This is a genomic window from Enterococcus sp. NPDC086594, assembly GCF_044746145.1.
Classification (GTDB): domain Bacteria; phylum Bacillota; class Bacilli; order Lactobacillales; family Enterococcaceae; genus Enterococcus_D; species Enterococcus_D entomosocium.
Genome location: NZ_JBIVBP010000001.1, coordinates 343,213 through 364,736, shown reverse-complemented (window position 1 = coordinate 364,736; position 21,524 = coordinate 343,213). Strand labels below are relative to the sequence as shown.

At 41.5% G+C, this 21,524-nt stretch carries 22 protein-coding genes and 1 tRNA gene; 15 read left to right on the top strand and 8 right to left on the bottom strand.

The window, feature by feature from the left end:
- Window positions 1-14: 14 nt before the first annotated feature.
- Entirely contained in the window at window positions 15-941 is a 927-nt protein-coding gene (gene rnhC / locus ACIPK1_RS01680) for a ribonuclease HIII (protein WP_005234312.1), read from the bottom strand.
- Window positions 942-1,157: 216 nt separating this feature from the next.
- Between rnhC and zapA the strand changes: the two genes are divergently transcribed.
- From zapA to ACIPK1_RS01640, 8 genes are all read left to right on the top strand, one after another.
- Window positions 1,158-1,598, top strand: a complete 441-nt coding sequence (zapA, locus tag ACIPK1_RS01675) for a cell division protein ZapA (protein WP_005228634.1) — start codon at window positions 1,158-1,160, stop codon at window positions 1,596-1,598.
- Between the two features lie 23 nt (window positions 1,599-1,621).
- Entirely contained in the window at window positions 1,622-2,176 is a 555-nt protein-coding gene (locus tag ACIPK1_RS01670; RefSeq protein WP_400449780.1) for a CvpA family protein, read from the top strand.
- A 78-nt stretch (window positions 2,177-2,254) separates the two neighbouring features.
- A complete protein-coding gene (locus tag ACIPK1_RS01665) occupies window positions 2,255-4,618 on the top strand; it encodes an endonuclease MutS2 (RefSeq protein ID WP_301388745.1) in 2,364 nt (787 codons plus the stop codon).
- A 96-nt stretch (window positions 4,619-4,714) separates the two neighbouring features.
- Window positions 4,715-5,029 (top strand): thioredoxin, encoded by a 315-nt coding sequence (trxA, locus tag ACIPK1_RS01660; RefSeq protein WP_005228645.1) that lies wholly within the window; start codon window positions 4,715-4,717, stop codon window positions 5,027-5,029.
- Window positions 5,030-5,310: 281 nt separating this feature from the next.
- Window positions 5,311-5,637 carry a PadR family transcriptional regulator gene (locus ACIPK1_RS01655; protein ID WP_005234324.1) on the top strand — a complete coding sequence of 109 codons (327 nt, stop codon included), beginning with the start codon at window positions 5,311-5,313 and terminating at the stop codon, window positions 5,635-5,637.
- On the top strand, window positions 5,624-6,304 hold the full coding sequence (locus ACIPK1_RS01650) for a DUF2812 domain-containing protein (protein WP_005234326.1): 681 nt from the start codon (window positions 5,624-5,626) through the stop codon (window positions 6,302-6,304). Before ACIPK1_RS01655 ends, ACIPK1_RS01650 begins: the two co-directional genes overlap by 14 nt.
- 17 nt (window positions 6,305-6,321) lie before the next feature.
- Window positions 6,322-7,221, top strand: coding sequence for an ABC transporter ATP-binding protein (locus tag ACIPK1_RS01645; protein WP_005234329.1), 900 nt, complete (start codon window positions 6,322-6,324; stop codon window positions 7,219-7,221).
- Window positions 7,214-8,467, top strand: coding sequence for an ABC transporter permease (locus tag ACIPK1_RS01640; protein WP_008380850.1), 1,254 nt, complete (start codon window positions 7,214-7,216; stop codon window positions 8,465-8,467). Before ACIPK1_RS01645 ends, ACIPK1_RS01640 begins: the two co-directional genes overlap by 8 nt.
- A 72-nt stretch (window positions 8,468-8,539) precedes the next feature.
- Here the strand turns inward: ACIPK1_RS01640 and ACIPK1_RS01635 are convergent, their stop codons facing one another.
- Together ACIPK1_RS01635 and ACIPK1_RS01630 are read right to left on the bottom strand one after the other, a co-directional pair.
- Window positions 8,540-9,253: a gamma-glutamyl-gamma-aminobutyrate hydrolase family protein gene (locus ACIPK1_RS01635; RefSeq protein ID WP_008380852.1), complete on the bottom strand. Its 714-nt coding sequence runs from the start codon at window positions 9,251-9,253 to the stop codon at window positions 8,540-8,542.
- Between the two features lie 76 nt (window positions 9,254-9,329).
- On the bottom strand, window positions 9,330-9,704 hold the full coding sequence (locus ACIPK1_RS01630; protein WP_005234340.1) for a VOC family protein: 375 nt from the start codon (window positions 9,702-9,704) through the stop codon (window positions 9,330-9,332).
- 147 nt (window positions 9,705-9,851) lie between these two features.
- On the opposite strand from ACIPK1_RS01630, the gene ACIPK1_RS01625 reads away from it, so the two are divergent.
- On the top strand, window positions 9,852-10,295 hold the full coding sequence (locus ACIPK1_RS01625; protein WP_005234342.1) for an NUDIX hydrolase: 444 nt from the start codon (window positions 9,852-9,854) through the stop codon (window positions 10,293-10,295).
- 42 nt (window positions 10,296-10,337) lie between these two features.
- On the opposite strand, the gene yidA is transcribed toward ACIPK1_RS01625, so the two are convergent.
- From yidA to ACIPK1_RS01610, 3 genes are read right to left on the bottom strand one after another with little or no spacing between them, the layout of a single operon-like run.
- Window positions 10,338-11,156 (bottom strand): sugar-phosphatase, encoded by an 819-nt coding sequence (gene yidA / locus ACIPK1_RS01620; RefSeq protein ID WP_016619757.1) that lies wholly within the window; start codon window positions 11,154-11,156, stop codon window positions 10,338-10,340.
- A 9-nt stretch (window positions 11,157-11,165) separates the two neighbouring features.
- Window positions 11,166-12,536, bottom strand: coding sequence for an HD domain-containing protein (locus ACIPK1_RS01615; protein WP_301388738.1), 1,371 nt, complete (start codon window positions 12,534-12,536; stop codon window positions 11,166-11,168).
- Window positions 12,520-13,341, bottom strand: a complete 822-nt coding sequence (locus tag ACIPK1_RS01610) for a biotin/lipoate A/B protein ligase family protein (RefSeq protein WP_400449988.1) — start codon at window positions 13,339-13,341, stop codon at window positions 12,520-12,522. The genes ACIPK1_RS01615 and ACIPK1_RS01610 overlap by 17 nt, the downstream gene beginning before the upstream one ends.
- A 221-nt stretch (window positions 13,342-13,562) precedes the next feature.
- Here ACIPK1_RS01610 and ACIPK1_RS01605 point away from each other — a divergent pair, with 221 nt between their 5' ends.
- Both ACIPK1_RS01605 and rpoE read left to right on the top strand, forming a co-directional pair.
- Window positions 13,563-14,000, top strand: coding sequence for a DUF1934 domain-containing protein (locus tag ACIPK1_RS01605; protein WP_005234346.1), 438 nt, complete (start codon window positions 13,563-13,565; stop codon window positions 13,998-14,000).
- An 84-nt stretch (window positions 14,001-14,084) separates the two neighbouring features.
- Window positions 14,085-14,693, top strand: coding sequence for a DNA-directed RNA polymerase subunit delta (gene rpoE / locus ACIPK1_RS01600; RefSeq protein ID WP_005234347.1), 609 nt, complete (start codon window positions 14,085-14,087; stop codon window positions 14,691-14,693).
- A gap of 26 nt (window positions 14,694-14,719) precedes the next feature.
- Here rpoE and ACIPK1_RS01595 read toward each other — a convergent pair whose 3' ends face one another.
- Together ACIPK1_RS01595 and ACIPK1_RS01590 are read right to left on the bottom strand one after the other, a co-directional pair.
- The gene (locus ACIPK1_RS01595) at window positions 14,720-16,156 is read right to left on the bottom strand and encodes an IS1182 family transposase (protein ID WP_016621163.1); all 1,437 of its coding nucleotides are present in this window, start codon (window positions 16,154-16,156) and stop codon (window positions 14,720-14,722) included.
- Window positions 16,157-16,417: 261 nt separating this feature from the next.
- Window positions 16,418-16,489, bottom strand: a tRNA-Arg gene (locus ACIPK1_RS01590).
- Between the two features lie 51 nt (window positions 16,490-16,540).
- Here ACIPK1_RS01590 and rpoN point away from each other — a divergent pair.
- The 4 genes from rpoN (at window position 16,541) to ACIPK1_RS01570 (ending at window position 21,476) form a co-directional block, all read left to right on the top strand.
- Window positions 16,541-17,860, top strand: a complete 1,320-nt coding sequence (rpoN, locus tag ACIPK1_RS01585) for an RNA polymerase factor sigma-54 (protein ID WP_176257008.1) — start codon at window positions 16,541-16,543, stop codon at window positions 17,858-17,860.
- A gap of 246 nt (window positions 17,861-18,106) precedes the next feature.
- Complete coding sequence (locus tag ACIPK1_RS01580; protein ID WP_005228675.1) at window positions 18,107-19,144, top strand: sugar-binding transcriptional regulator; 1,038 nt, start codon at window positions 18,107-18,109, stop codon at window positions 19,142-19,144.
- A 40-nt stretch (window positions 19,145-19,184) separates the two neighbouring features.
- Window positions 19,185-20,186: a type I glyceraldehyde-3-phosphate dehydrogenase gene (gene gap / locus ACIPK1_RS01575; RefSeq protein WP_008380858.1), complete on the top strand. Its 1,002-nt coding sequence runs from the start codon at window positions 19,185-19,187 to the stop codon at window positions 20,184-20,186.
- Between the two features lie 99 nt (window positions 20,187-20,285).
- The gene (locus tag ACIPK1_RS01570; RefSeq protein WP_400449772.1) at window positions 20,286-21,476 is read left to right on the top strand and encodes a phosphoglycerate kinase; all 1,191 of its coding nucleotides are present in this window, start codon (window positions 20,286-20,288) and stop codon (window positions 21,474-21,476) included.
- Window positions 21,477-21,524 lie beyond the last annotated feature (48 nt).

Sequence of the window (21,524 nt, the reverse complement as noted above, 5' to 3'; positions counted from 1 at the left end):
GAAAATACGAGAACTCACAGTTTAGCGAGTTTCTGTGCTTTTTCGGTATTCGCAAAATGCAGTTTGGCATATTTGCCCAATAGTGCTATGCCACCTTGCTGCAGTAATTTTGCGGCAACTTGGTCAGCAGCTGCGTGGGCGCCAGAAGGCAAGCGCATACCGACTTCTTTGGAGGCTGCCTCTAATTCATCCAAAAAGACTGTACGACATAAAATAGAGGCTGCCGCTACTGCTAGATGATATTGTTCACCTTTCGTCGCAAAATAGAGCTTTTCGGTAACCGCTGCTTGTTCCGATTTTAAATAAGTGCGATAATTTTTTTCGCTTGTGAACTGATCGATCAAAATGGCATCTGGTGTCTCAGGAGCAATCTTTTGCAAAAGCAAACGAATGGCTTGATTATGCAAAGCAACTTTCATTCGGACCGTGTTGTATTTTGGTTGGATCTCGTTGTATTTGCTGGGTGTAACAGTGAGCAATTGGTAAGGAACCAATTCTTTGATTTTCGGCGCCATCTTACGGATCTCTGGATCTGTCAGCATTTTTGAGTCCTTGACACCTAAGGCTTTCAGCTGTGGCAATTGCTCTTTTTTGGCATAGACGGCACAGACCACCAAAGGACCGAAATAACTGCCGTTGCCGACCTCGTCACTGCCGACGACGCTTTTTTCGCTAAATCCTGCTGGCAACGCAGTGGTTGAAACAGTCGCTTTTTTCTTATCCGGTACAGCACTTGCCGTATCGCCCCATAAGGAAGCTTCTTTTTCAGCAGTCGCTCCTTGAAACATGACTTTTCCAGACGTATAAGCAGTGATCGTCGTTGGCCCTTTTTTGGCGACAAACGCTGTATAAGGAACTTTCTTAGCCAGCAGTTCTCGTTGGTAAAATTGCTGCATCTTTTTGATAGTTGAAGTTGGTACTTTGATAACGATCGTACTCATTTGATTCCTCCTGTTTTTTTGTCTTTTCTTAGGTAGACAAAAGGATACTTTAAGATTTTACCATACTTCTTATTCTTTTTTACTAAGACGATCAGCAAACAAACGATTGGCATGGAAATTCATAAGAAAATCACGTATAATAGTTAAGAGTTTGCGACACATGTTCAATAAGTGATAGAATAGAGCAGAATGTAAGCAATGGGAGGAAATATTCCTATGACGGAGCAAAAGAAACGCTATAAAGCAGTTATCGCGAATCAAAGTTACACGATTATTGGACGCGAAAGCAAAGAACACATGGATATGGTGACAAGATTGGTCAATGACCAACTGCTTGAGATCATGCAATTATCGCCACAAACCGATCAAGAACAAGCGTCGATCTTATTAGCGATCAACGCTGTTTCCGACCAGCTGAAAAAACAAGAACAGCTTTTGGTCCTACAAAAAAAAGTGGACGAGTTGCGGGGACAAGCCATTAAAGCAACGGAGCTTGAGAATCGCATCAAGCGGATCGAAGCAATCGAATCCGAAGCACGGAAAGTTCTCGATGAGACAGGTCGCAGTGATGTGGAGATCCATAATCATGTGGAAGCACAACAGATCTTAAATGAACAAAGGAAACGAAAAATTCAAGAAAAGACAGCCCATGGGTAGTGCGGCGTAGAAAGGATTCCTAAATGATTGGATTATTTGTCTTGGTTTTGTTGTTGGCAGCCTTTTACGGCGGCGCGCGGCGCGGAACCAGTTTACAATTGGTCTCAGTTTTGGGCTATTTGATCTCTTTTTTCTTTGCAGTTGCGAATTACCAAGAAATTGCGAAAAAAATTGAGCTCTATGTTCCTTATATGTCAGTAACGGCGGATTCAAAGTTAAAATACTACGATATGGAACTGGCTTTAGATTTAGACAAAGCCTATTATGCGGCTATCGCTTTTGTGATGGTACTCTTTGCTGGTTGGCTGATCACAAAACTATTAGTGATTTTTGCAGACAGTTTGCGTTACAAACGCCTACGTTTTTTAGGTGGCTATGACTGGGCAGTTGCGGGTGTTTTGAATGTCATCTTGATGTATATCAATTTATATATGTTTTTTATGATTCTCTCAATGATCCCGTTTGCCACGATTCAAAATCTGTTTGAAACGAGCGGAACTGCGAATTTCATCGTTGATCGGTCACCGATTCTCACAGATTATTTCTATCGATTGTGGATCACAGATGTGATTGGGTAAAAAGCAGGCAGATGGTTGCAGAGCCATTCTGCCTTTTTCTTAGGAACAAAAAGTTAAAACAAAGCAGGTGAGAAAAGAATGAATACTAAGATCCTTGATGTTTTAGGATTTGAACAAGTAAAGAGTCAAATCGGTCAGTATATCGTAACAGCCCAAGGAAAAGAAGCCTTAGCAAAGCTTGTGCCATCAAGTGATGCGCAAGTCATTTCCTCTTGGCTAGCAGAAACAGAAGACGCGATCAAGATCCAGCGTTTAAGAGGCGGAATCCCTGTACCAAAAATTGAGAATATTCGTCCCCAAATGAAACGGATCGAAATCGGCGCAGATTTAAACGGCGTTGAATTGGCACAAGTTGCCCGCGTCTTATCAACTACGCAGGAATTGAAACGCTTTTTTGCTGATTTGTCTGAAAGTGAGATTGAATTTTCCCGCTTGTATCACTGGGAAGAACAGTTGGTTTCTTTACCAACCTTGAATCGTCGCTTGAAAGAAGCTATCGATGAGGATGGCCGAGTCACAGACGATGCCTCTCCAGCACTTCGGGGAATTCGTCAATCGATCCGACGAGCAGAACGGACGATCCGTGAGACATTGGATGGCATCGTCCGAGGTGGCAATGCAAAGTATCTAAGTGATACGATCGTAACCATGCGAAATGAGCGTTATGTGATTCCAGTCAAACAAGAATACCGAGGTGTTTTCGGCGGCGTGGTTCACGACCAAAGTTCATCTGGTCAAACCTTGTTTATCGAACCGAAACAAGTAGTGGAACAAAATAACCGCTTGCGTCAGCATCAAATTGCGGAACGGGACGAAATCACTCGTATTTTGGCGGAATTATCAGCAGAGTTAGCTCCGTACCAAAGAGAGATCCTCCATAATGCATATGTGATCGGAATCATGGATTTCATGAATGCCAAGGCTCGTTTGGGGAAAGAGATGAATGCAATCGTACCAGCGATCAATCAAGATAACCATGTCTTTTTTAAACAAGCACGTCATCCATTGATCGATCAAGAAAAAGTCGTTCCTAACGATATTACGATTGGAAAAGACTATCAAGCTGTTGTCATTACTGGGCCGAATACCGGCGGGAAAACCATCACCTTAAAAACATTAGGGCTATTGCAGATCATGGGCCAAGCCGGCTTACCAATCTTGGCAGAAGAAGAAAGCCAAATGGGGATCTTCAATGAAATTTTTGCGGACATTGGTGATGAACAATCCATTGAGCAAAGTCTATCGACCTTTTCTTCACATATGACAACGATCGTTGATGTGTTGAAAAAAGTCGACGAAACAAGTCTGGTGCTTTTTGATGAACTAGGTGCTGGGACCGATCCCCAAGAAGGGGCAGCACTAGCAATTGCGATTTTGGACGAACTTGGGGCTAAGTCGGCTTATGTCATGGCGACGACCCATTATCCAGAATTGAAAGTTTATGGCTATAACCGATCCAATACGATCAACGCCTCTATGGAGTTTGATGTCGATACCTTAAGTCCGACCTATCGCTTGTTGATCGGGGTTCCGGGACGAAGCAATGCGTTTGAGATTTCGAAAAGACTTGGCTTGCCAGAGACGATCATTGATCAAGCCAAAGAGATCATGGACGGAGAAAGCCAAGACCTGAATGAAATGATCGCTGATTTAGAAAATCGAAGAAAAATGACGGAAACCGAGTATCTGGAAGTTCGTCATCATGTAAAAGAAGCAGCCCGCTTGCACCAAGAATTGGAAGCAGCTTACAGTTATTTCTTTGAAGAACGCGAAAAAGAATTGGCAAAAGCCCGTCAAAAAGCCAATCAAATCGTAGAAGAAGCCAAAGAGGAATCTGAAAAAATCATTGCCGATATTCGTAAAATGCAGTTAGCCGGCGGTCAAACGAAGGTCAAAGAACACGAACTGATCGACGCGCGCACCAAGCTATCAGGACTGCAGCAAGAAGAACATCTGCAAAAAAACAAGGTTCTGCAAAAAGCCAAAGCAGCCAAGACGCTGAAAGAAGGAGACGAGGTACTCGTAACTTCTTATGGGCAGCGTGGGGTACTGTTGAAAAAAGCCGGTAAAAATCAGTGGCAAGTCCAAATCGGCATTCTGAAAATGAATTTGCCAGAAACAGATCTCCAACCAGCAGCGCCAGTGAAGGAGCCTACACAGCGTATCGTTAATACGATTCGTTCTGCTGACAGCAGTCCAGTGGTCAATCAGTTGGATTTACGCGGCAAGCGGTACGAAGAAGCCCTCAATGAAGTGGATCAGTATTTGGATGCAGCAATTTTGGCAGGCTATCCGCAGGTGACGATCGTTCACGGTAAAGGAACTGGCGCATTGCGTCAAGGGATCACTGACTACCTAAAAAATCATCGCTCGGTGAAAAGTTTTGAATTTGCGCCAGCAAACCAAGGGGGCAATGGAGCGACCATTGTGAAGTTTAACTAAACGTTAAGAACCCTTACCTTTTGTAAGCAGACGATTTTAAAAAACTTACGATACGTGGTATACTTTTTTTAGTTTTAAAAATGGAGGGGAAGTACGATGGCAAAAGAAATTACCGATAAAACTTTTTCAGAAGAAACCGATAAAGGCTTAGTCCTTATTGATTTTTGGGCAACTTGGTGTGGCCCTTGTCGTATGCAAGCACCGATCTTGGAACAATTAGCGAATGAATATGAGGAAGACGAATTGAAGATCGTGAAAATGGATGTGGATGAAAATCCTGAAACACCTGCTTCATTCGGGATCATGTCTATTCCTACTTTGTTGTTGAAAAAAGACGGACAAGTCGTTGATAAAGCAATTGGGGTGCATACAAAAGATCAATTGAAAGCTTTAGTTGCGGAACATATGTAATAGAAGAAGTGTTTTTGAAGCAATAGCCGAAAGAGGCTATTGCTTTTTTGTTTTTGGGACAAAGTCTTTGAAAAATGCCTTTGACATTTCTAGCTTTTACTCTTTGTTGTATGCACTTTTATTGGTGTTCACTCAATTACTAATGAGAAAAGTGAGAATGAAAATTAAGAAAGCAGGCATTCTCCAGCAATGTTAGCAGATCAGAAAAAAAAGATTGACGCTGGCTATATCATTAGATAATATATCATTAAGTGATATAGTTAGTGGGATGGAGGAATCAAATGGATGAGGCATTGACAGATTCAACCTATTTGATTTTATTAGCGCTTTTAAAGCCAAAACATGGGTATGTCATTATGAAACAAATCCATGAGCTAAGCCAAGGAACATTTGAGATTGGCCCCGCGACGATGTATACGATTTTGAAAAAGCTGACGAAAAAGGGGTGGATCGATTTAGAAGAAAGCGTCGATCGAAAAAAAATCTATCAGATTACACCAGAAGGAAGACAGGTTCTGGAGAAAGATATTCAGCGACGCAAACTATTTTATCAAATCGGAGAACAGGTCTTCGAAGCGTTAGGAGGGGAACAAGATGGGCATCAATAAGAAATATCTTCTTTCTCTTGGAGTCGCCTATTATCCGGAAAAGGAAATGGTTCGTTTACAAAAACAAGCGTCAATGGGCTGGCATTTTGTGAAGATGAATCGGTTAGGGTTTTTGAAGTTTATCAAAGGAAAATCGGAAACGACCAAATATGCAGTGGACTTTTTCGAAGGAGATCCTTCTGAGATCGTTGATTACCTAGCGATGTATCAAGCTGGGGGCTGGACCTATATCAGCAATTATAAAGATCGGTATTTTTATTTTAAAGCATCTCCGGATACACCAGCGATTTTCAGCGATCAAGAAAGCTATCAAGAACGAATCGATAATGAGACGCGCTATTTGATGAAAAAATCGATTCTGTTTTCAGTGGTCAGTTTAGCAATTTTAGCAGTGATTTATTTTTCCATTCGTTATTTCAATATTCGTACAAATCCCTTTTGGTCCTTTGGGCTAGGATTGATTACTGGGCTAGTATTTATTCCGATAGGGGTAGGATTGACCACGATTTTGATGAAATTTTTATACAAAAATCGAGCAAGTTATTACAATGAACCAGAGAAACTGGCGAAACGTCAACGGGTGATCCGCGACTCTATCATCTTGATGGTTGCAGGAGCAATCGTTGGTGCCATTATCGGTTTTTTCTTTAGTGACATATTTTATTAGACAGGGAAGGTGAGCATGTGTTAGAAGCAAAACAGCTAGTAAAAACATTTGGGGATTATACAGCAGTCGATCAATTGTCTTTTACCATCAATGATGGTCAGATTATGGGATTAATTGGTCAAAACGGAGCAGGAAAAACGACGACATTCCGATTGATCTTGGATTTTTTGAAAGCCGATCAAGGAGAAGTATTATGGGATGGTCACAAAATTAGTGAAAAAGAATACAATCTTATTGGCTATCTGCCAGAAGAACGCGGCTTGTATCCAAAAGTCACGATTGAAGATCAATTGATCTACTTCGCGCGTTTACGTGGCAAAAAGAAAGAAGACATCGTACCCAAAATCGACTATTGGATGGACAAGTTTAAAGTCAAAGGCAAGAAAACTGATAAAGTCAAATCTTTATCAAAAGGAAATCAGCAAAAAGTTCAGCTAATTTCAACGTTGATCCATGAACCAAAATTAGTGATTCTAGATGAACCGTTTAGTGGCTTAGACCCAGTCAACGCGGAACTGTTGAAAAACGGGATCATTGAACTGAAAAAAAATGGCTCTTGTGTCATCTTCTCCAGTCATAATATGGATAACGTAGAAAAAATCTGTGACCACTTGATTATGCTAAGGGATGGTCAAACTGTCTTAAACGGAAAGGTCCATGAAATTCGTGAATCCTTTGGACGAACGAAAGTTTATTTGGAGTCTAATTTGACGAAAGAACAGCTTTTGGCAGTGGCAGGTGTTGAGGAAGTCATTGCCAGAGAAGACGGCAGCTATGATATTACGATCGCTGATCCTGCAGTAGGAAAAACCTTATTTGATTTAGCGACGGCGGATGGTTATATCCCTATGTTCAATCAACAACCGCCAACGTTAGAAGAAATCTTTAAGCGGAAGGCAGGAAAAACAAATGAATAAGTTTTGGGTAATCGCATTAGATGTTTATAAGAAAAATATCAAATCAATTTCGTTTTTGATTATGATATTGGTTCCATTCATTGCAATGGGCGGATTTTATCTGATTAGTTACTTTGCCGATGGTATGAGCAGTGTGGATAAAATTGTCGTTTATGCGAATGAACCAGCCATTGCGCAGACCTTTGTGGAGCAAAGTAGCGATGATTATGAATTTGAAGTTGTGGAAAGCGAAGAACAAGGACAACAACAGTTGGCTGACAAAGATGCTGATGCCTTGTTAGTTATTACTGCTTCAGGGGATACGCTGCAAGGGGAATTATTAAGCGAGTCCTCAATGGGGCAAGCTTTAGAGCTGACGATCCAACAATTATTGACGGGCTTGCAGTCATCCTTTCGAGCTAGCGAGCTTGGTTTGACTGCTGAGCAAGTGGCAGTTCTTAGTGAAGTTGCACCGCTTGACCGGCAAAAAGTTTCCTTCAGTGAAGGTGGCGAAATGACCTATGGAGAAGATAATACCGCGATGCAAGCAGCAGTTAGTACCATCGCAACAATCGTTCTCTTTTTCTTTATCATCACTTACGCACAAATCATTGCGCAAGAAATTGCTTCTGAAAAAGGAACGCGCATTATGGAAGTCATTTTGTCTAGTACGCGTGCACAAACCCATTACTACGCCAAATTAACTGGGGTGATCATGGTTGCAGCGACCCAGCTAGTTGCGTATGTTGCGATTTTTGGCGGGAGTTATTTCTGGATCAAGGACAACTCCATGGTAAAAGACTTATTGGCAAGTTTTTCATCAGATGGCATTTTTGGTCCTTTCCTCGTGTTTGCGATCGTTTTCGTCTTCTTAGGAATCTTGATCTATTCTGTCTTGTCAGCCCTTTGCGGGTCGTTAGTGAACAAAGCAGAAGATACGGCGAAAGCCATTATTCCAGTGACGTATCTTTCGTTGGGCGGGTATATGCTAGGAATCGTACTAGGCGGTATGGATCCGCATAACGTTGTTTTACGAGTAACTTCTTATATCCCATTCTTGTCCTCGTATATTATGCCAGTACGGCTTGCTAATGATACAGTGGGGATTGGCGGAGCGTTGATTTCAGTAGGGATCCTTGCTGTTACCACGATCGTCCTGATGCTGGTTTCTGCAAAAATGTACAAATCAAATGTCTTGATCTATAACGACAATGGCATCTTGGCAACGTTGAAACAATCACTGGTGTTAATGAAAAATGAGAAATAAAAAAAACGCCCGATCCTTTTTGTGATCGGGCGTTTTTTATTGGCTAGAATCTAGAAAACAAGGTGCAGGCCTTTAGAATTCCTGCACAAAAAAGTCGAAGATCGATTGCTCAGAAGGCAGCTTGTGAGCGGCTAGCTCAGGATGCCACTGAATGCCTAAGATCGGTGCGCCATAGGCGGTGGATTCTATGGCTTCAACAACACCATCAGGAGCGGTGGCGGTCACATTGAAATCATCTGCAACTGTTTTGACTGCTTGGTGATGAAAAGAATTGACTTGATAGGTTGTGCCTAAAAGAGCAGCCAAACGACTGTCTGCCTTGATTTCCACCCGATGTGTAGGGAATTGAAAGAACGTTGGTAATTGCACGTGTTTGATCGTTGGGTGATCGATCAAAGAGAGATCTTGGTACAAACTCCCACCAAATGCGACATTGAGTAACTGCATGCCGCGGCAGATTCCAAAGATGGGTTTGTTTTGAGCCACTGCTTCTTTGATCAATGCCAATTCAAAGACATCACGATCAGGATGAATGCCTTGAATCAAAGGATGAGGATCTTCGCCATAATGATCAGGGGAGACATCATGACCACCGGCTAACAAGAGTTTATCGATTTTGCTGATGTAAGTCGCAGCATCTTCCACGACACCCATTGGTAATATTAGGGGAATGCCTTGGGCTTGTTGGATATGGGTGACAAAATTTTTGGGTGTATAGGACAACCAATGTTCTGCTTCTTCAATCATTGGCCGTTCATTAGCAGCGATGCCGATAATGGGTTTCATTTGATCAAACCTTTCTATAAGTAAATGGAACGAAAAGAAAAAAGGACACGAGGTCCTTTTTTCGAGCATCTTCGCTTTATTTTTCGCGAATAACTTCGATTTTATAACCATCAGGATCTTTCACAAAATAGTAAGATGGAGAAGTCCCTGGTAGTCCTTTCAAGTCAGTGACGTCAAATCCGGCAGCTTGGTGCTTCTCATGAAGCGCTTCTAGATCATCGGTACTGATGGCGATGTGGCCATAGCCGTCGCCTAACTCATAGCCAGGATGGTCATAGTTATATGTCAACTCTAGCTCGTAGTCATCTCCAGGCAATGTTAAGTAAACCAAAGTAAATTGATGTTCAGGAAAATCACGACGGCGAGATTCTTCAAAACCAAAGGCAGTTTGATAAAAATCTAGAGAAGCCGTTAAGTCTTTGACGCGGACACAAGTGTGAGCCATTTTCATGGGTAAATCATCCTTTCGATCTTGATAGTTGTATGATAACATATTTTCTCATTTTATAACGAATAAAAAACAACAGAGCGTTATTTCCAGCTTGTCCAGACTATTGGCATAGGGTAAAATGGAAAGAAAGTGTTGGTGGAGGGAATCATGCCAGAAAAGGAAATTGTGTTCGGGGAAAAAGAAGCGGGGAAACCATACAAATCAAGATATGGCGCGTATGTCGTTCTTCCAAATGAAAAAAATGAAGTGATCTTGGTACAAGCACCCAATGGCGCCTATTTTTTACCAGGCGGTGAAATTGAACCAAATGAGACCAAAGAAGAAGCGATCCAGCGAGAATTAATAGAAGAACTTGGATTTGAAGGGGAGATCGCTGCCTATTTAGGGGAGGCAGTTGAATACTTCTATTCACGCCATCGCGATACATTTTACCATCATCCCGGCTATTTCTATTTAATGACCAAATGGAAAAAAGTCTGTGAACCTACAGAAGAAACCAATCAGTTGTCATGGCATACGCCAGAAGAAGCGATTCAGCGATTGAAACGCGGCAGCCATAAATGGGCAGTTGAACAATGGTTGGCAAAATAAAAAAGGCAGGCTTCCGATAAAAAGGAAACCTGCCTTTTACACTTAGTTATTTGCTAAAACATACTTGTTGATTACTTCTGCCACACCGTCTTCTTCGTTTGATGCAGTTAGGACATCTGCGGCATTTTTCACGTTTTCAGTGGCATTGGCCATCGCCACACCGATACCAGCGTATTCCACCATGGTTAAATCATTTTCGTTATCGCCGATCGCCATGACTTCTTCTTGTTTGATGCCTAAGTGCTCCGCCAATTTTTTGACAGCAGCCCCTTTATGGGCTTGTTTATTTAGAACTTCCAAGAAGTAAGGAGCACTTTTGACCACATTGTAATTGTCCGTCAAACTGCTCGGCAATTGTGGGATGATCTGATCAAGTATTTCGGGATCATCGATCATCATCATTTTGATGATATTCAAGTCAGCAGTCATTTCTTCTGGTGTCCGATATTTCAATGGCATGTTGACTAAGAAGGCTTCATAAATCGTATAAGGACTGATATCGCGGTTAGCGGTATACATGGTATCTTCGGTTTCTACATGAAGATGAACCCCTAATTTTCTCGCAGTCATCTCAACAAAGAGATAGTCATCTTGGGACAAGCCGAATTCAGAGATGATCTCTTGGTTTTTGGTTTTTTGAACCAAAGAGCCATTATAAGTAATAACGAAATCATTGTCCGTAAATAAGTCTAGTTCCTTTAATAAATCTTGGACACCAGTTAAAGGGCGTCCCGTACACAAAACGATGCGTACACCTTGCTTTTCAGCGTCTTTCAATGCCTTGTAAACGGCTGGGGTGATCTTGCGGTCGTTGTTCAACAGGGTACCATCGATATCGATGGCGATCAATTTGATACTCATAAGTTCCTCCTAGTGGCTTGGTTTGATCAAAGCACCATTGCGAATGTGCTTGGCAAACTCTTGATACGTCTCTCCAAATAAATCATAGTGATTTTGGATGTTGGGGTCAATCATTTCTTTTGGAAAATAAAAGCGTTGGTCACCTTGGGTTTGTCCCGCTAAAGCTGCAACTAGCTGACTGGCTTGGGATAATTCCACAAGGGAACCATCTTTTTCCTGTAATTCGATTTGTGTCCGATGTTTGCCTGAAGTCGGCCGATAAAAATCATAAGGCAGATCGAAGCTTGAATTGATGGCAGTATAATAGCGGGGATTGAAGCCGACTTTTTCCACCAGTCCCTGCATTTCTTCAATCATCGGCAACTGCGTCTCATCGTCAAAGCGGGCGGATTTCAACGGTTTACGATTTAAGAACCGCTTGGCCAAATCGCTGAGGATCGGATCATTTTCTTCCGTCCATTGGGTAAAGTAGGTATTCAGAACGCCATCGTCGAGTTTCAAGTATTCATCTAAGGTGAATTCTTGTTTTAAAAATGGGAGAAGCAGCTGCGAATGGCCTTGAAACAATTCTGAATCCATTTGATACAGTTCTGCAGCTCGATCCAGCAAATGGGCTAAGATCACTTCCATCCCTCGAGAACTCGCATGGAAATAAACTTGCACATACATCTGGTAACGACTGACGATGTAGTCCTCCACAGCGTGCATGCCATTCATAGAAAAAGCAATACCGCCTTCGTACGGACGAATCACTCGTAAAATTCGGGTCAGATCAAACGTGCCGTATTCAGTGCCGGTAAAATAAGCATCGCGCAGCAAGTAGTCCATCCGATCAGCATCGATTTGACTAGAAATCATTTGAACGACTTGAGGATTTGGATAAGTTTTAGTGATAACACTTGCGACTTTCTCAGGAAATCCAGCTTCCACTCGGTTCAATATCTGATGAACTTCCGTTTCAGGAGAAGTAATGATCGCCACTGTGATGGCTTCATGGTCTGTATGGAAAATGTGCTCAAAGGTGTGGGAGTATGGTCCGTGGCCCACATCATGAAGCAATGCTGCACACAAGGTCACTAAACGCTCTTTATCATCCCAGCCGTTTGGTCCGACTTTTTCAAGGGAATAATTGCGTTGGAAAATATCGCAAATGCGACGGCTGATTTCATAAACGCCCAAGGAGTGAGAAAAGCGGCTATGTTCTGCTCCGTGAAAGGTAAAGGAAGCAGTTCCCAGCTGTTTGATGCGCCGCAAACGCTGCACTTCTTTGGAATTGATCAAATCTAAAATCACTTGGTGCTGTACATGGACATAGTTATGAACAGGATCACGAAATACTTTTTCTATCGCTAAGGTTTGATATTTATATGGTAGGCTCATCGCTAAACTCCTTTATTGGTTGGTTTCGCTTTTCCATGCCAGCTAAGCGTTGCTGCATTTGTTCGCTAAGGTTATTTTCTGTCAGCCATTGATCCAGTGATTCAAGCGGATATAGGGATTGGTCTGTGATCAAGGAAAGCAGGGCTTTTTGCAAGCGGTCAGTCACCTCGTGTGTGGTAAACTTACGGCCGAGGGCCGCTTCTAAAGTGGTCATGCTCGCAGGATTGACGACTGGATAGCCATCTGTACCAAAGCGCTCTTTCAAACCTGCTTGGTAAAAACGACGAACGAGAGAGCCGCGGGCTGGTTGGTCGCCGTTGACACTCAGATACATCATGACAGCCACGCCGTCTTTGATTCGTCGTTGTGCTGTACCAGCAATTTTTTTCCCATCAATACTCAGGTCATAGGTGCCTGGGCAATACGAGTCAGCAATTTCATAAGCCAAAATTGTCCGCTCAGGAAAGGCGGTTTGCAGCAATGTCGCCATCATTTCATAGGCTGCATCTGTGGTGGCAGCCAAATGTTTAGGGAAGATGAGGGAGACATTCAAAATACCGGCATCATTAATTACACCAAGCCCCCCTGAGTTGCGGATGATCGAGGCATAGCCAGCTTCTTTCAAAACCTGCAGACCATCTGTCAAAAAAGGCAGCCGGGTATCTTTCATGCCTAAAATCATCGTATCGGACAACTGCCAAAAATGACAATAAACTTGTTCCTGTTTGCCAGCAACTTCGGTGGCAACATCGGTGAAGGCAAACGGCTCATAAGGATTGTGGATACGTGGTAAGGTTTGATCCATTACATAGATAGTCAAATCGGTTAAACTCCTTTAAAATACCTGTTATCCTTATTATATACGATTCTTGGAAAATTACTTGGAGAAAAGAATGAAAACTTGCTATTGTTTTCGTTTTTTATTTTCAATGAAGAAATAGACCAAGGAGAATCAACTGAAATGATTGACAAACGAATGAAAAAAAGCAAGAATGAAACTGAAATCTTCAAAGGAGGCACACGTACATGCAAGAATTATCAAAAGGAATCCCAATCTCGATTCATTTAACAACCAATGTACGTCAAGCAGGGGAAACAGAGAACTTTCTGTTTGATCTGCAAGGACAAGCAGTCAAGATCGGTGATACCTTATATCTCCGTTACAAAGAGATCCAGCCAGACGGCACCGACATTCCCGTTACGATGAAAATTATGCCAGACGGATTGATTCAATTGATTCGCTCAGGGGAAATGCGCATGCGCTTGAAATTTTCTTATAAGGAACGTTTAGAGACGAGTTATCAAACCCCGTATGGCTTGATGATGTTCCACACCTTCACCAATCACTTGCACGTTAGCTTGAAAGACCGTCCATACTCGGGAAAGATCGATATCGATTATGACTTGTTCATGGCTGCTGACAAAGTCGGCGAATACAAACTGTCTTTAGAATTTACCGCTTAATCAAAGGGAAATTGAAAGAAAAAATTGCAATTTCAGACGTAATTTTGTATGATTAGGAGTAGACTGTGAAAGGACGTGTCCCGTTTGGAAATTAATGTATTTGAAGGTGTAAATAAAAACGAATTGTCGATGATTGAAGTTGCCCATGCGATTTTAGAGCAGCGCGGTGACGTGATGGATTTTTCTGATTTGGTCAACCAAATTCAAAACTATCTTGAAACTTCAGACAGCGAGATTCGTGATTCATTGGCGCAGTTTTATACAGACTTGAATATCGACGGTAGTTTTATTTCTTTAGGCGACAATCGTTGGGGCTTACGTTCATGGTACGCCATTGATTCGATCGATGAAGAAGTCAACCATGGCATCGAAGACGAGGATGAAGATACACCACGTCGTCGCAAACGTAAAAAAGTCAATGCCTTTATCAACGATGATGAAGATGCAATCGATTATAACGATGATGATCCTGAGGATACTGATTTGTCAGATGACGAAGAAGATGATCTCTTTGATGATGATGATGACGAGGATGAAGAAATCTCGGCATACAATTCAGACTTGCAAGAAATCGGCGCCGACAATAGCACCGATGATGAAGAAGAATTACCTGACAGCATTGAGGAAGATCTAACCATTATCGATGACGATGATGAAGATGATTTTGCGGATGAAGAGGAAGAAGAGGAGTAATCCTCTTCTCAGACTGTAGACAAACCTTATACAAATATGAGGTTTGTCTTTTTTCTATGTAATATTCTATGAATAATCGATAGATTAGGCAGTTTTCCTTTTGGAAAACGCCTCTTTTGCGCTCTGATCCTTTTTATTTTTGCTAGCTTTTTCATATTAAGACACGCAAAAGTAAGCCCAATTTTCATGTGCATTTTTTCAATTCCTATTTGATTGGTATAACGTAATCCGTGAAATTCTTTTGCTGTCCCAAAAATTCGTTCAATGGTTTCTTTTCTCTTTTTATAAAGTTCTTTGAACCAACTTTGATGGCGTATCTCTTCACAGGTCTCTATAGCTTCAGCCCAAATGTGTCTAGTGATTACTTTGGTATGATTTTTTGAGTTGGTACACTTAGACAAGAAAGGACAATTTTTACAATCCTTTGGATTGCTTTTGTATTCGATATATCCTTTGCGATTGGTAGTGGCATAAGAGAGTATTTTATTATTGGGACAGATATAACAATTATAGTAATCGTCATAAACATATTCATGTTTCTTGAAATAGCCTTTTTTAGTCATAGGACGTTTGTATGGGAAAATTGGGGTCAATTTATGTTCGAGTAGTAAATGTGCAATTGCTGGTGTCTTATACCCAGCATCCATAATTAATTTTTCTAGGGGAAAAGCTCCTTTGAGCTTGTTAAATAAAGAAACAAACGTACGACTGTCATGAAAGTTCCCTGGGTGTGTAGTATAACCTAATATCCATCCATGTTTATCACACGCCACTTGTGAGCTATAGGCAAAAACTTCTTTGTGTTCACCTTTATGAAACCAACCACTTTCAGGATCAGTCGTACTTCTTTTTTTCAAGGAAGTTTTACTTTCTGCGTTTGTTTCTTTTAAGGGCTTTTTTAAATGTTTTTCTCGATTCTTGGTGATTTCTTTTGTCAGCTTATCTGTATAAAAAACAGCTTGTTCCATTACTTCGACAGATTCTTTTTTGTTACGATTCGCATGTGCTTTAATATGCGTACTATCAATAAATACTTCGGAAGTATCTACGATACCTTCAGCGATACATTGTTCTAGAATTTCATAAAAAATTTTTTCAAAGAGATCTGTTCCTTTGAACCGTCGCGTATAGTTTTTACCAAATGTTGAAAAATGAGGAACAGGATCTTCTAAACTCAAACCCAAAAACCAGCGATAAGCGATATTCACTTCAATTTCTTTTATTGTTTGTCTCATACTTTTAATGCCAAATAGATATTGAATCATTGGTAATTTAATTAGAAGAATAGGATCCAAGCTAGGACGTCCTTGGATTTCATCGTATTTCTCTTTAACCAATTCATAAATAAAGAAGAAATCAATACAATGATCTATTTGCCGCAATAAATGGTCCTGTGGGACCAAGTCTTCAAGAGAAAAGAAACCGATTTGTGCGCGTTTACTCATATCTTGTTTTGAGAGCATCTGGATACACCTCCAATTGATACTCTTATTTTAACGGATAAAAAAAAACAAAGCACTAAAAACTAGTACTTTGTCTACAGTCTGAGAAGAGGAGTAATCCTCTTCTTTTTTTCGCCTTATGGCTGCAAGCAGCTTTTAATCGTTGAAGGACGAGTTCGCCTTCTTACATAGATACAAATAAAAAAGGAACCGCATCAGCGGTCCCTAAGTGCTTTTGAATTATTGATTTGAATCGAGTATACTTGTAACGAAAAGAAAAAACGCGCCTTGAGGGAATCGAACCCCCGTCTCAAGAACCGGAATCTTACGTGATATCCACTACACTAAAGGCGCGAAGCACAAATATTAGTTTAACCAATTTCAGTGAAAAAAACAAGAGGTAGAATGATGAAATTTCAACAGCAATTTTCACAACAACAAAAACAGACGCAAAAGCTTGCTATGACGCAGAAATTACAGCAATCGATCCAAGTGCTGCAATTTTCTGCAGATGAATTATTGTCCTTCATAGATAACCAGGCATTAGAAAATCCGTTGATTGATCTGGGGGAATATGATTCGCCCATCACACCAAGCAAGAGCAGCGGCTCGTCAGAACAAATAATGGATTACTTAAGCCAGATCCCTGATCAGCACACGTCTTTATTCGAACACCTCATTGATCAAGTTCATTTAAATTACCGCGACACCTTTTTGCGGACGATCGTTTTATTTTTAGTCGAGTACATTGATTTAAACGGCTTTTTGACGATTGATTTGGAAGAAGCTGGGAAGCTTGTCGGGGGGACGCCGATCCAAATGCTTGATGCTTTAACCTTGATCCAGCAACTGGATCCGGCAGGAGTCGGTGCTCGTGATCTAAGAGAGTGTTTGATGCTGCAAACGGAAAGAGATGACTATGCGCCGCCAATGGCTTATCTCATTTTAGAAGAATTCTTCACGGAAATGGCAGAGCGCAAGTGGGACAAAATCAGCAAAGCGCTGCAGATTCCATTAACTGAGATTCAAAAGGTCTTTGATTATGTTCAAACATTGACCCCCACACCAGGGGCGGCGTTTGGGTCGACCGATGGGCTTTACATCGTTCCTGACCTGCGAGTGACGGTTGAAAAAGGACAACCGATCGTGAAATCAAACAAACGCGCCTTACCAGAGGTTCGCTTTCAGCAGCAGTACTTTGACCAATTGAAGCAAAGCGGTGATCCAGAAGTCTTAAGTTATTTAGACAATAAAGCCCAAGAGTTCGAGTGGTTAAAGAAGACCTTGCTGCAACGAGGGGATACCATCTATCGTGTCGGGGTGCAGATCGTTGCGCGGCAAAAGGAGTTTTTCACTCAACCAGATCGACCATTAAAGCCATTGGTTTTAAGAGAAGTTGCCGAAGAATTAGGAATTCATGAATCAACGGTCAGCCGGGCAGTCAATGGGAAATACTTGGAGACCTCCTTTGGGGTGTTTGAATTAAAACTATTCTTTGGACAGAAAGTTTCGACGCAAGAAAGCGGTGATGACCTGACGACGGCATCGATCAAACAGCAGCTAAAAGCACTGATCAATGAAGAAAATAAAAACAAACCATTGTCAGACCAAAAGTTGACAGATGCCCTCAAAGCCCAAGGCATCGATATTTCTAGACGAACGGTGGCAAAGTATCGTGAAGCCATGAATATCCCTGGTTCTTCCAAGCGGAAACGATTCGAGTAAAGCAAAACTTACTATTAACGATGAGTAGGGAAGGCAGCAAAGCCTTTCCTTTTTTTATCGATCCTTTCCTCTTTTTCAAATTATGACGATTTTATGAAAAGCAAGATTTTGTGACTGAAATAGTTGCGTATCAAGGCGATAAGTGCTACTATTATTGGTGTAGGAAACAGATTTAAATTTTTTTTGCAATCGATGGGTCATTTTAAGTCATTGTAGGACGAAAATTGTCCAACGGGAGGATATAAAATGCTCGATGAATTAAAATTGATTGAGGCAATCACCCCGGATATTCTCGCTGTACTCCAGGAACGTTACCGTATCTTAAGAAATATTTATTGGATGCAGCCCGTTGGCCGCCGGACACTTTCGGAAAGTTTATCAATGACGGAACGCGTGTTGAGGACGGAAACAGATATCCTTAAAAAGCTGAAACTGATCGACTCTTCAAAAAGCGGCATGCAATTGACCGCCTACGGAGAAGAAGTGTACACGAAGATTGGTGCACTGATGGATCAGCTGTTCGGAATGCACCAAATCGAGAAACGATTATCAGAGACCTTTGGCATCGAACGTTGTTTGATTGCGAGCGGCGATGGTGATCGACAACCGAAAGTTATTGCTGAATTTGGCCAGTTGCTGAATGAATCGTTGGATCTCTTATTGCCAGAAGGCAAAAACACCATCGCAGTAATGGGAGGGACGACAATGGCGAAAGTTGCCGAGGAATTGGGTAATTTGGAAACCGCCAAACGTCATAACTTGTTTGTTCCAGCCCGTGGTGGTATCGGAGAATCAGTCAACGTGCAAGCAAACTCTGTCAGCTCGGTGATGGCAATGCAGACAAATGGCGATTATCGCTCCTTGTTTGTACCAGAACAATTAAGCATGAACACCTACGAGTTTCTCTTGAAAGAACCCGCCATCGTTGATGTCTTAAACTTGATAAGTCAAGCAAATTGTGTTATTCATAGTATTGGACGGGCGTTGCATATGGCGGCTCGAAGAAAAATGTCAGAACAAGAAATTCTGATGTTGAAACAAAAAAATGCAGTTGCAGAATCCTTTGGGTATTTCTTTAACGAAGCAGGCGAGGTCGTTTACAAAGTTCCTCGAATCGGACTTCAATTAAAAGATTTACAAAAAGTCCCAATCATTTTTGCGGTCGCTGGCGGACAATCAAAAGCCAAAGCGGTCAATGCATACATGAAAAATGCACCAAAACAAACCTGGCTCATCACCGATGAAGCTTGCGCAAATGAGATTTTAAAAGGGGCAACCCTTTAAAATAAATATTTTTATGATTTTCATAAGGAGGAAATCTTAAATGACAGTTAAAGTAGGTATTAATGGATTTGGACGTATCGGACGCTTAGCATTTCGTCGTATCCAAGAAGTAGAAGGAATCGAAGTTGTGGCTATCAATGACTTAACAGACGCTAAAATGTTAGCTCACTTGTTAAAATATGATACAACACAAGGACGTTTCAACGGTACAGTTGAAGTTCACGAAGGTTCATTCAATGTGAACGGAAACGAAATCAAAGTTTTAGCTAACCGCAACCCTGAAGAATTGCCTTGGGGCGAACTAGGTGTTGAAATCGTGTTAGAATGTACTGGATTCTTCACTTCTAAAGCAGCTGCTGAAAAACATTTAACAGCTGGTGCAAAACGTGTAGTTATCTCAGCTCCTGGTGGAAACGATGTTCCAACAATCGTTTACAACACAAACCATGAAACTTTAACAGGTGAAGAAACAGTTATCTCTGGTGCTTCATGTACAACAAACTGTTTAGCTCCTATGGCGAAAACATTGAACGACAAATTTGGTGTGATTGAAGGATTAATGACTACAATCCATGCTTACACAGGTGACCAAATGACTCTAGACGGACCACACCCTAAAGGTGACTTCCGCCGTGCCCGTGCTGCTGCTGCAAACATCGTGCCTAACTCAACTGGTGCTGCTAAAGCGATCGGCTTAGTAATCCCAGAATTGAACGGCAAATTAGATGGTGCTGCTCAACGTGTTCCTGTTGCAACTGGTTCATTAACTGAATTAGTTACTGTTCTTGACAAAGAAGTAACTGTTGATGAAATCAATGCAGCAATGAAAGAAGCTTCAAACGAATCTTACGGTTACAACACAGACGAAATCGTTTCTTCTGATATCGTTGGTATGACTTACGGTTCATTATTTGATGCAACTCAAACAAAAGTTATGACTGTTGGCGACAAACAATTAGTTAAAACTGTTGCTTGGTACGACAATGAAATGTCATACACTGCACAATTAGTACGTACTTTAGAATACTTCGCTAACCTATAAGAGTTGCGAACGACTTTAATTTAAACCATCGCAAGAGAAAGCGGGGAAGCATCGCGCTTCTCCGCTTTTTTTAACAATTATGCTAGGAGGAATCTGTTCATGGCTAAAATGACAGTTCAAGATATCGATTTAAAAGATAAAAAAGTTCTTGTACGTGTGGACTTCAACGTTCCATTGAAAGATGGAGTGATCGGAGATGATACACGGATCAAAGCAGCATTACCAACAATCAATTATGTGATCGAAAACGGCGGAAAAGCAATTCTTTTCTCACACTTAGGTCGTGTGAAAGAAGAAGCAGATAAAGTTGGAAAATCTTTAGCGCCAGTTGCGAAACGTCTTGGCGAATTGTTAGGCAAAGAAGTAACATTCGTTGATGAAACCCGCGGCGAAAAATTAGAAGCAGCGATCAACAACATGCAAGATGGCGATGTCGTTGTTTTTGAAAACACTCGTTTTGAAGACATCGATGGCAAAAAAGAAAGCAAAAACGATCCTGAACTAGGCAAATACTGGGCTTCTTTAGGCGATGTTTTTGTAAATGATGCCTTTGGTACCGCACACCGCGCACACGCTTCAAACGTAGGGATCGCTTCAACAGGTATCCCAACAGTTGCTGGTTTCTTAATGGAAAAAGAAATCAAATTCATCGGGGAAGCAGTCGAAGAACCAAAACGTCCAATGATCGCGATTCTTGGTGGAGCAAAAGTATCTGATAAAATCGGCGTAATCGAAAACTTGATTCCTAAAGCAGACAAAATCTTGATCGGCGGCGGAATGACGTATACGTTCTACAAAGCAAAAGGCATGGAAATCGGTAATTCTCTTGTGGAAGCAGATAAAGTAGAATTAGCAAAAGAATTGATCGAAAAAGCTGGCGATAAATTAGTATTACCAGTTGATTCAATCACTGCTGCTGAATTTTCAAATGATGTCCCAACAGAAGAACATACTGGTGATGTTCCTGAAGGACAAATGGGCTTAGATATCGGACCTGAAACCATCGCTTTGTTTGCTGAAACATTAAAAGGCGCAAAAACAGTCGTTTGGAACGGACCTATGGGTGTGTTTGAAATGTCTAACTTCGCAAACGGTACGATTGGTGTTTGTGAAGCAATTGCCAACCTTGAAGATGCAACAACGATCATCGGTGGCGGTGACTCTGCAGCTGCAGCAGAACAATTAGGGTTTGCTGACAAATTTACCCACATCTCAACAGGTGGCGGTGCCAGCCTTGAATTGCTAGAAGGAAAAACACTTCCTGGCCTAGCTGCGATCAACGATAAATAATCAATGACAAGCCGTGCAAAGAACTTTCTTTGCACGCTTGATAACGAA

Bases quoted from the DNA above. Each gene is read 5' to 3' on its own strand.
- rnhC (WP_005234312.1), bottom strand. From the start codon at position 941: ATGAGTACGATCGTTATCAAAGTACCAACTTCAACTATCAAAAAGATG.
- zapA (WP_005228634.1), top strand. From the start codon at position 1,158: ATGACGGAGCAAAAGAAACGCTATAAAGCAGTTATCGCGAATCAAAGT.
- ACIPK1_RS01670 (WP_400449780.1), top strand. From the start codon at position 1,622: ATGATTGGATTATTTGTCTTGGTTTTGTTGTTGGCAGCCTTTTACGGC.
- ACIPK1_RS01665 (WP_301388745.1), top strand. From the start codon at position 2,255: ATGAATACTAAGATCCTTGATGTTTTAGGATTTGAACAAGTAAAGAGT.
- trxA (WP_005228645.1), top strand. From the start codon at position 4,715: ATGGCAAAAGAAATTACCGATAAAACTTTTTCAGAAGAAACCGATAAA.
- ACIPK1_RS01655 (WP_005234324.1), top strand. From the start codon at position 5,311: ATGGATGAGGCATTGACAGATTCAACCTATTTGATTTTATTAGCGCTT.
- ACIPK1_RS01650 (WP_005234326.1), top strand. From the start codon at position 5,624: ATGGGCATCAATAAGAAATATCTTCTTTCTCTTGGAGTCGCCTATTAT.
- ACIPK1_RS01640 (WP_008380850.1), top strand. From the start codon at position 7,214: ATGAATAAGTTTTGGGTAATCGCATTAGATGTTTATAAGAAAAATATC.
- ACIPK1_RS01635 (WP_008380852.1), bottom strand. From the start codon at position 9,253: ATGAAACCCATTATCGGCATCGCTGCTAATGAACGGCCAATGATTGAA.
- ACIPK1_RS01630 (WP_005234340.1), bottom strand. From the start codon at position 9,704: ATGAAAATGGCTCACACTTGTGTCCGCGTCAAAGACTTAACGGCTTCT.
- ACIPK1_RS01625 (WP_005234342.1), top strand. From the start codon at position 9,852: ATGCCAGAAAAGGAAATTGTGTTCGGGGAAAAAGAAGCGGGGAAACCA.
- yidA (WP_016619757.1), bottom strand. From the start codon at position 11,156: ATGAGTATCAAATTGATCGCCATCGATATCGATGGTACCCTGTTGAAC.
- ACIPK1_RS01615 (WP_301388738.1), bottom strand. From the start codon at position 12,536: ATGAGCCTACCATATAAATATCAAACCTTAGCGATAGAAAAAGTATTT.
- ACIPK1_RS01610 (WP_400449988.1), bottom strand. From the start codon at position 13,341: ATGGATCAAACCTTACCACGTATCCACAATCCTTATGAGCCGTTTGCC.
- ACIPK1_RS01605 (WP_005234346.1), top strand. From the start codon at position 13,563: ATGCAAGAATTATCAAAAGGAATCCCAATCTCGATTCATTTAACAACC.
- ACIPK1_RS01595 (WP_016621163.1), bottom strand. From the start codon at position 16,156: ATGCTCTCAAAACAAGATATGAGTAAACGCGCACAAATCGGTTTCTTT.
- rpoN (WP_176257008.1), top strand. From the start codon at position 16,541: ATGATGAAATTTCAACAGCAATTTTCACAACAACAAAAACAGACGCAA.
- ACIPK1_RS01580 (WP_005228675.1), top strand. From the start codon at position 18,107: ATGCTCGATGAATTAAAATTGATTGAGGCAATCACCCCGGATATTCTC.
- gap (WP_008380858.1), top strand. From the start codon at position 19,185: ATGACAGTTAAAGTAGGTATTAATGGATTTGGACGTATCGGACGCTTA.
- ACIPK1_RS01570 (WP_400449772.1), top strand. From the start codon at position 20,286: ATGGCTAAAATGACAGTTCAAGATATCGATTTAAAAGATAAAAAAGTT.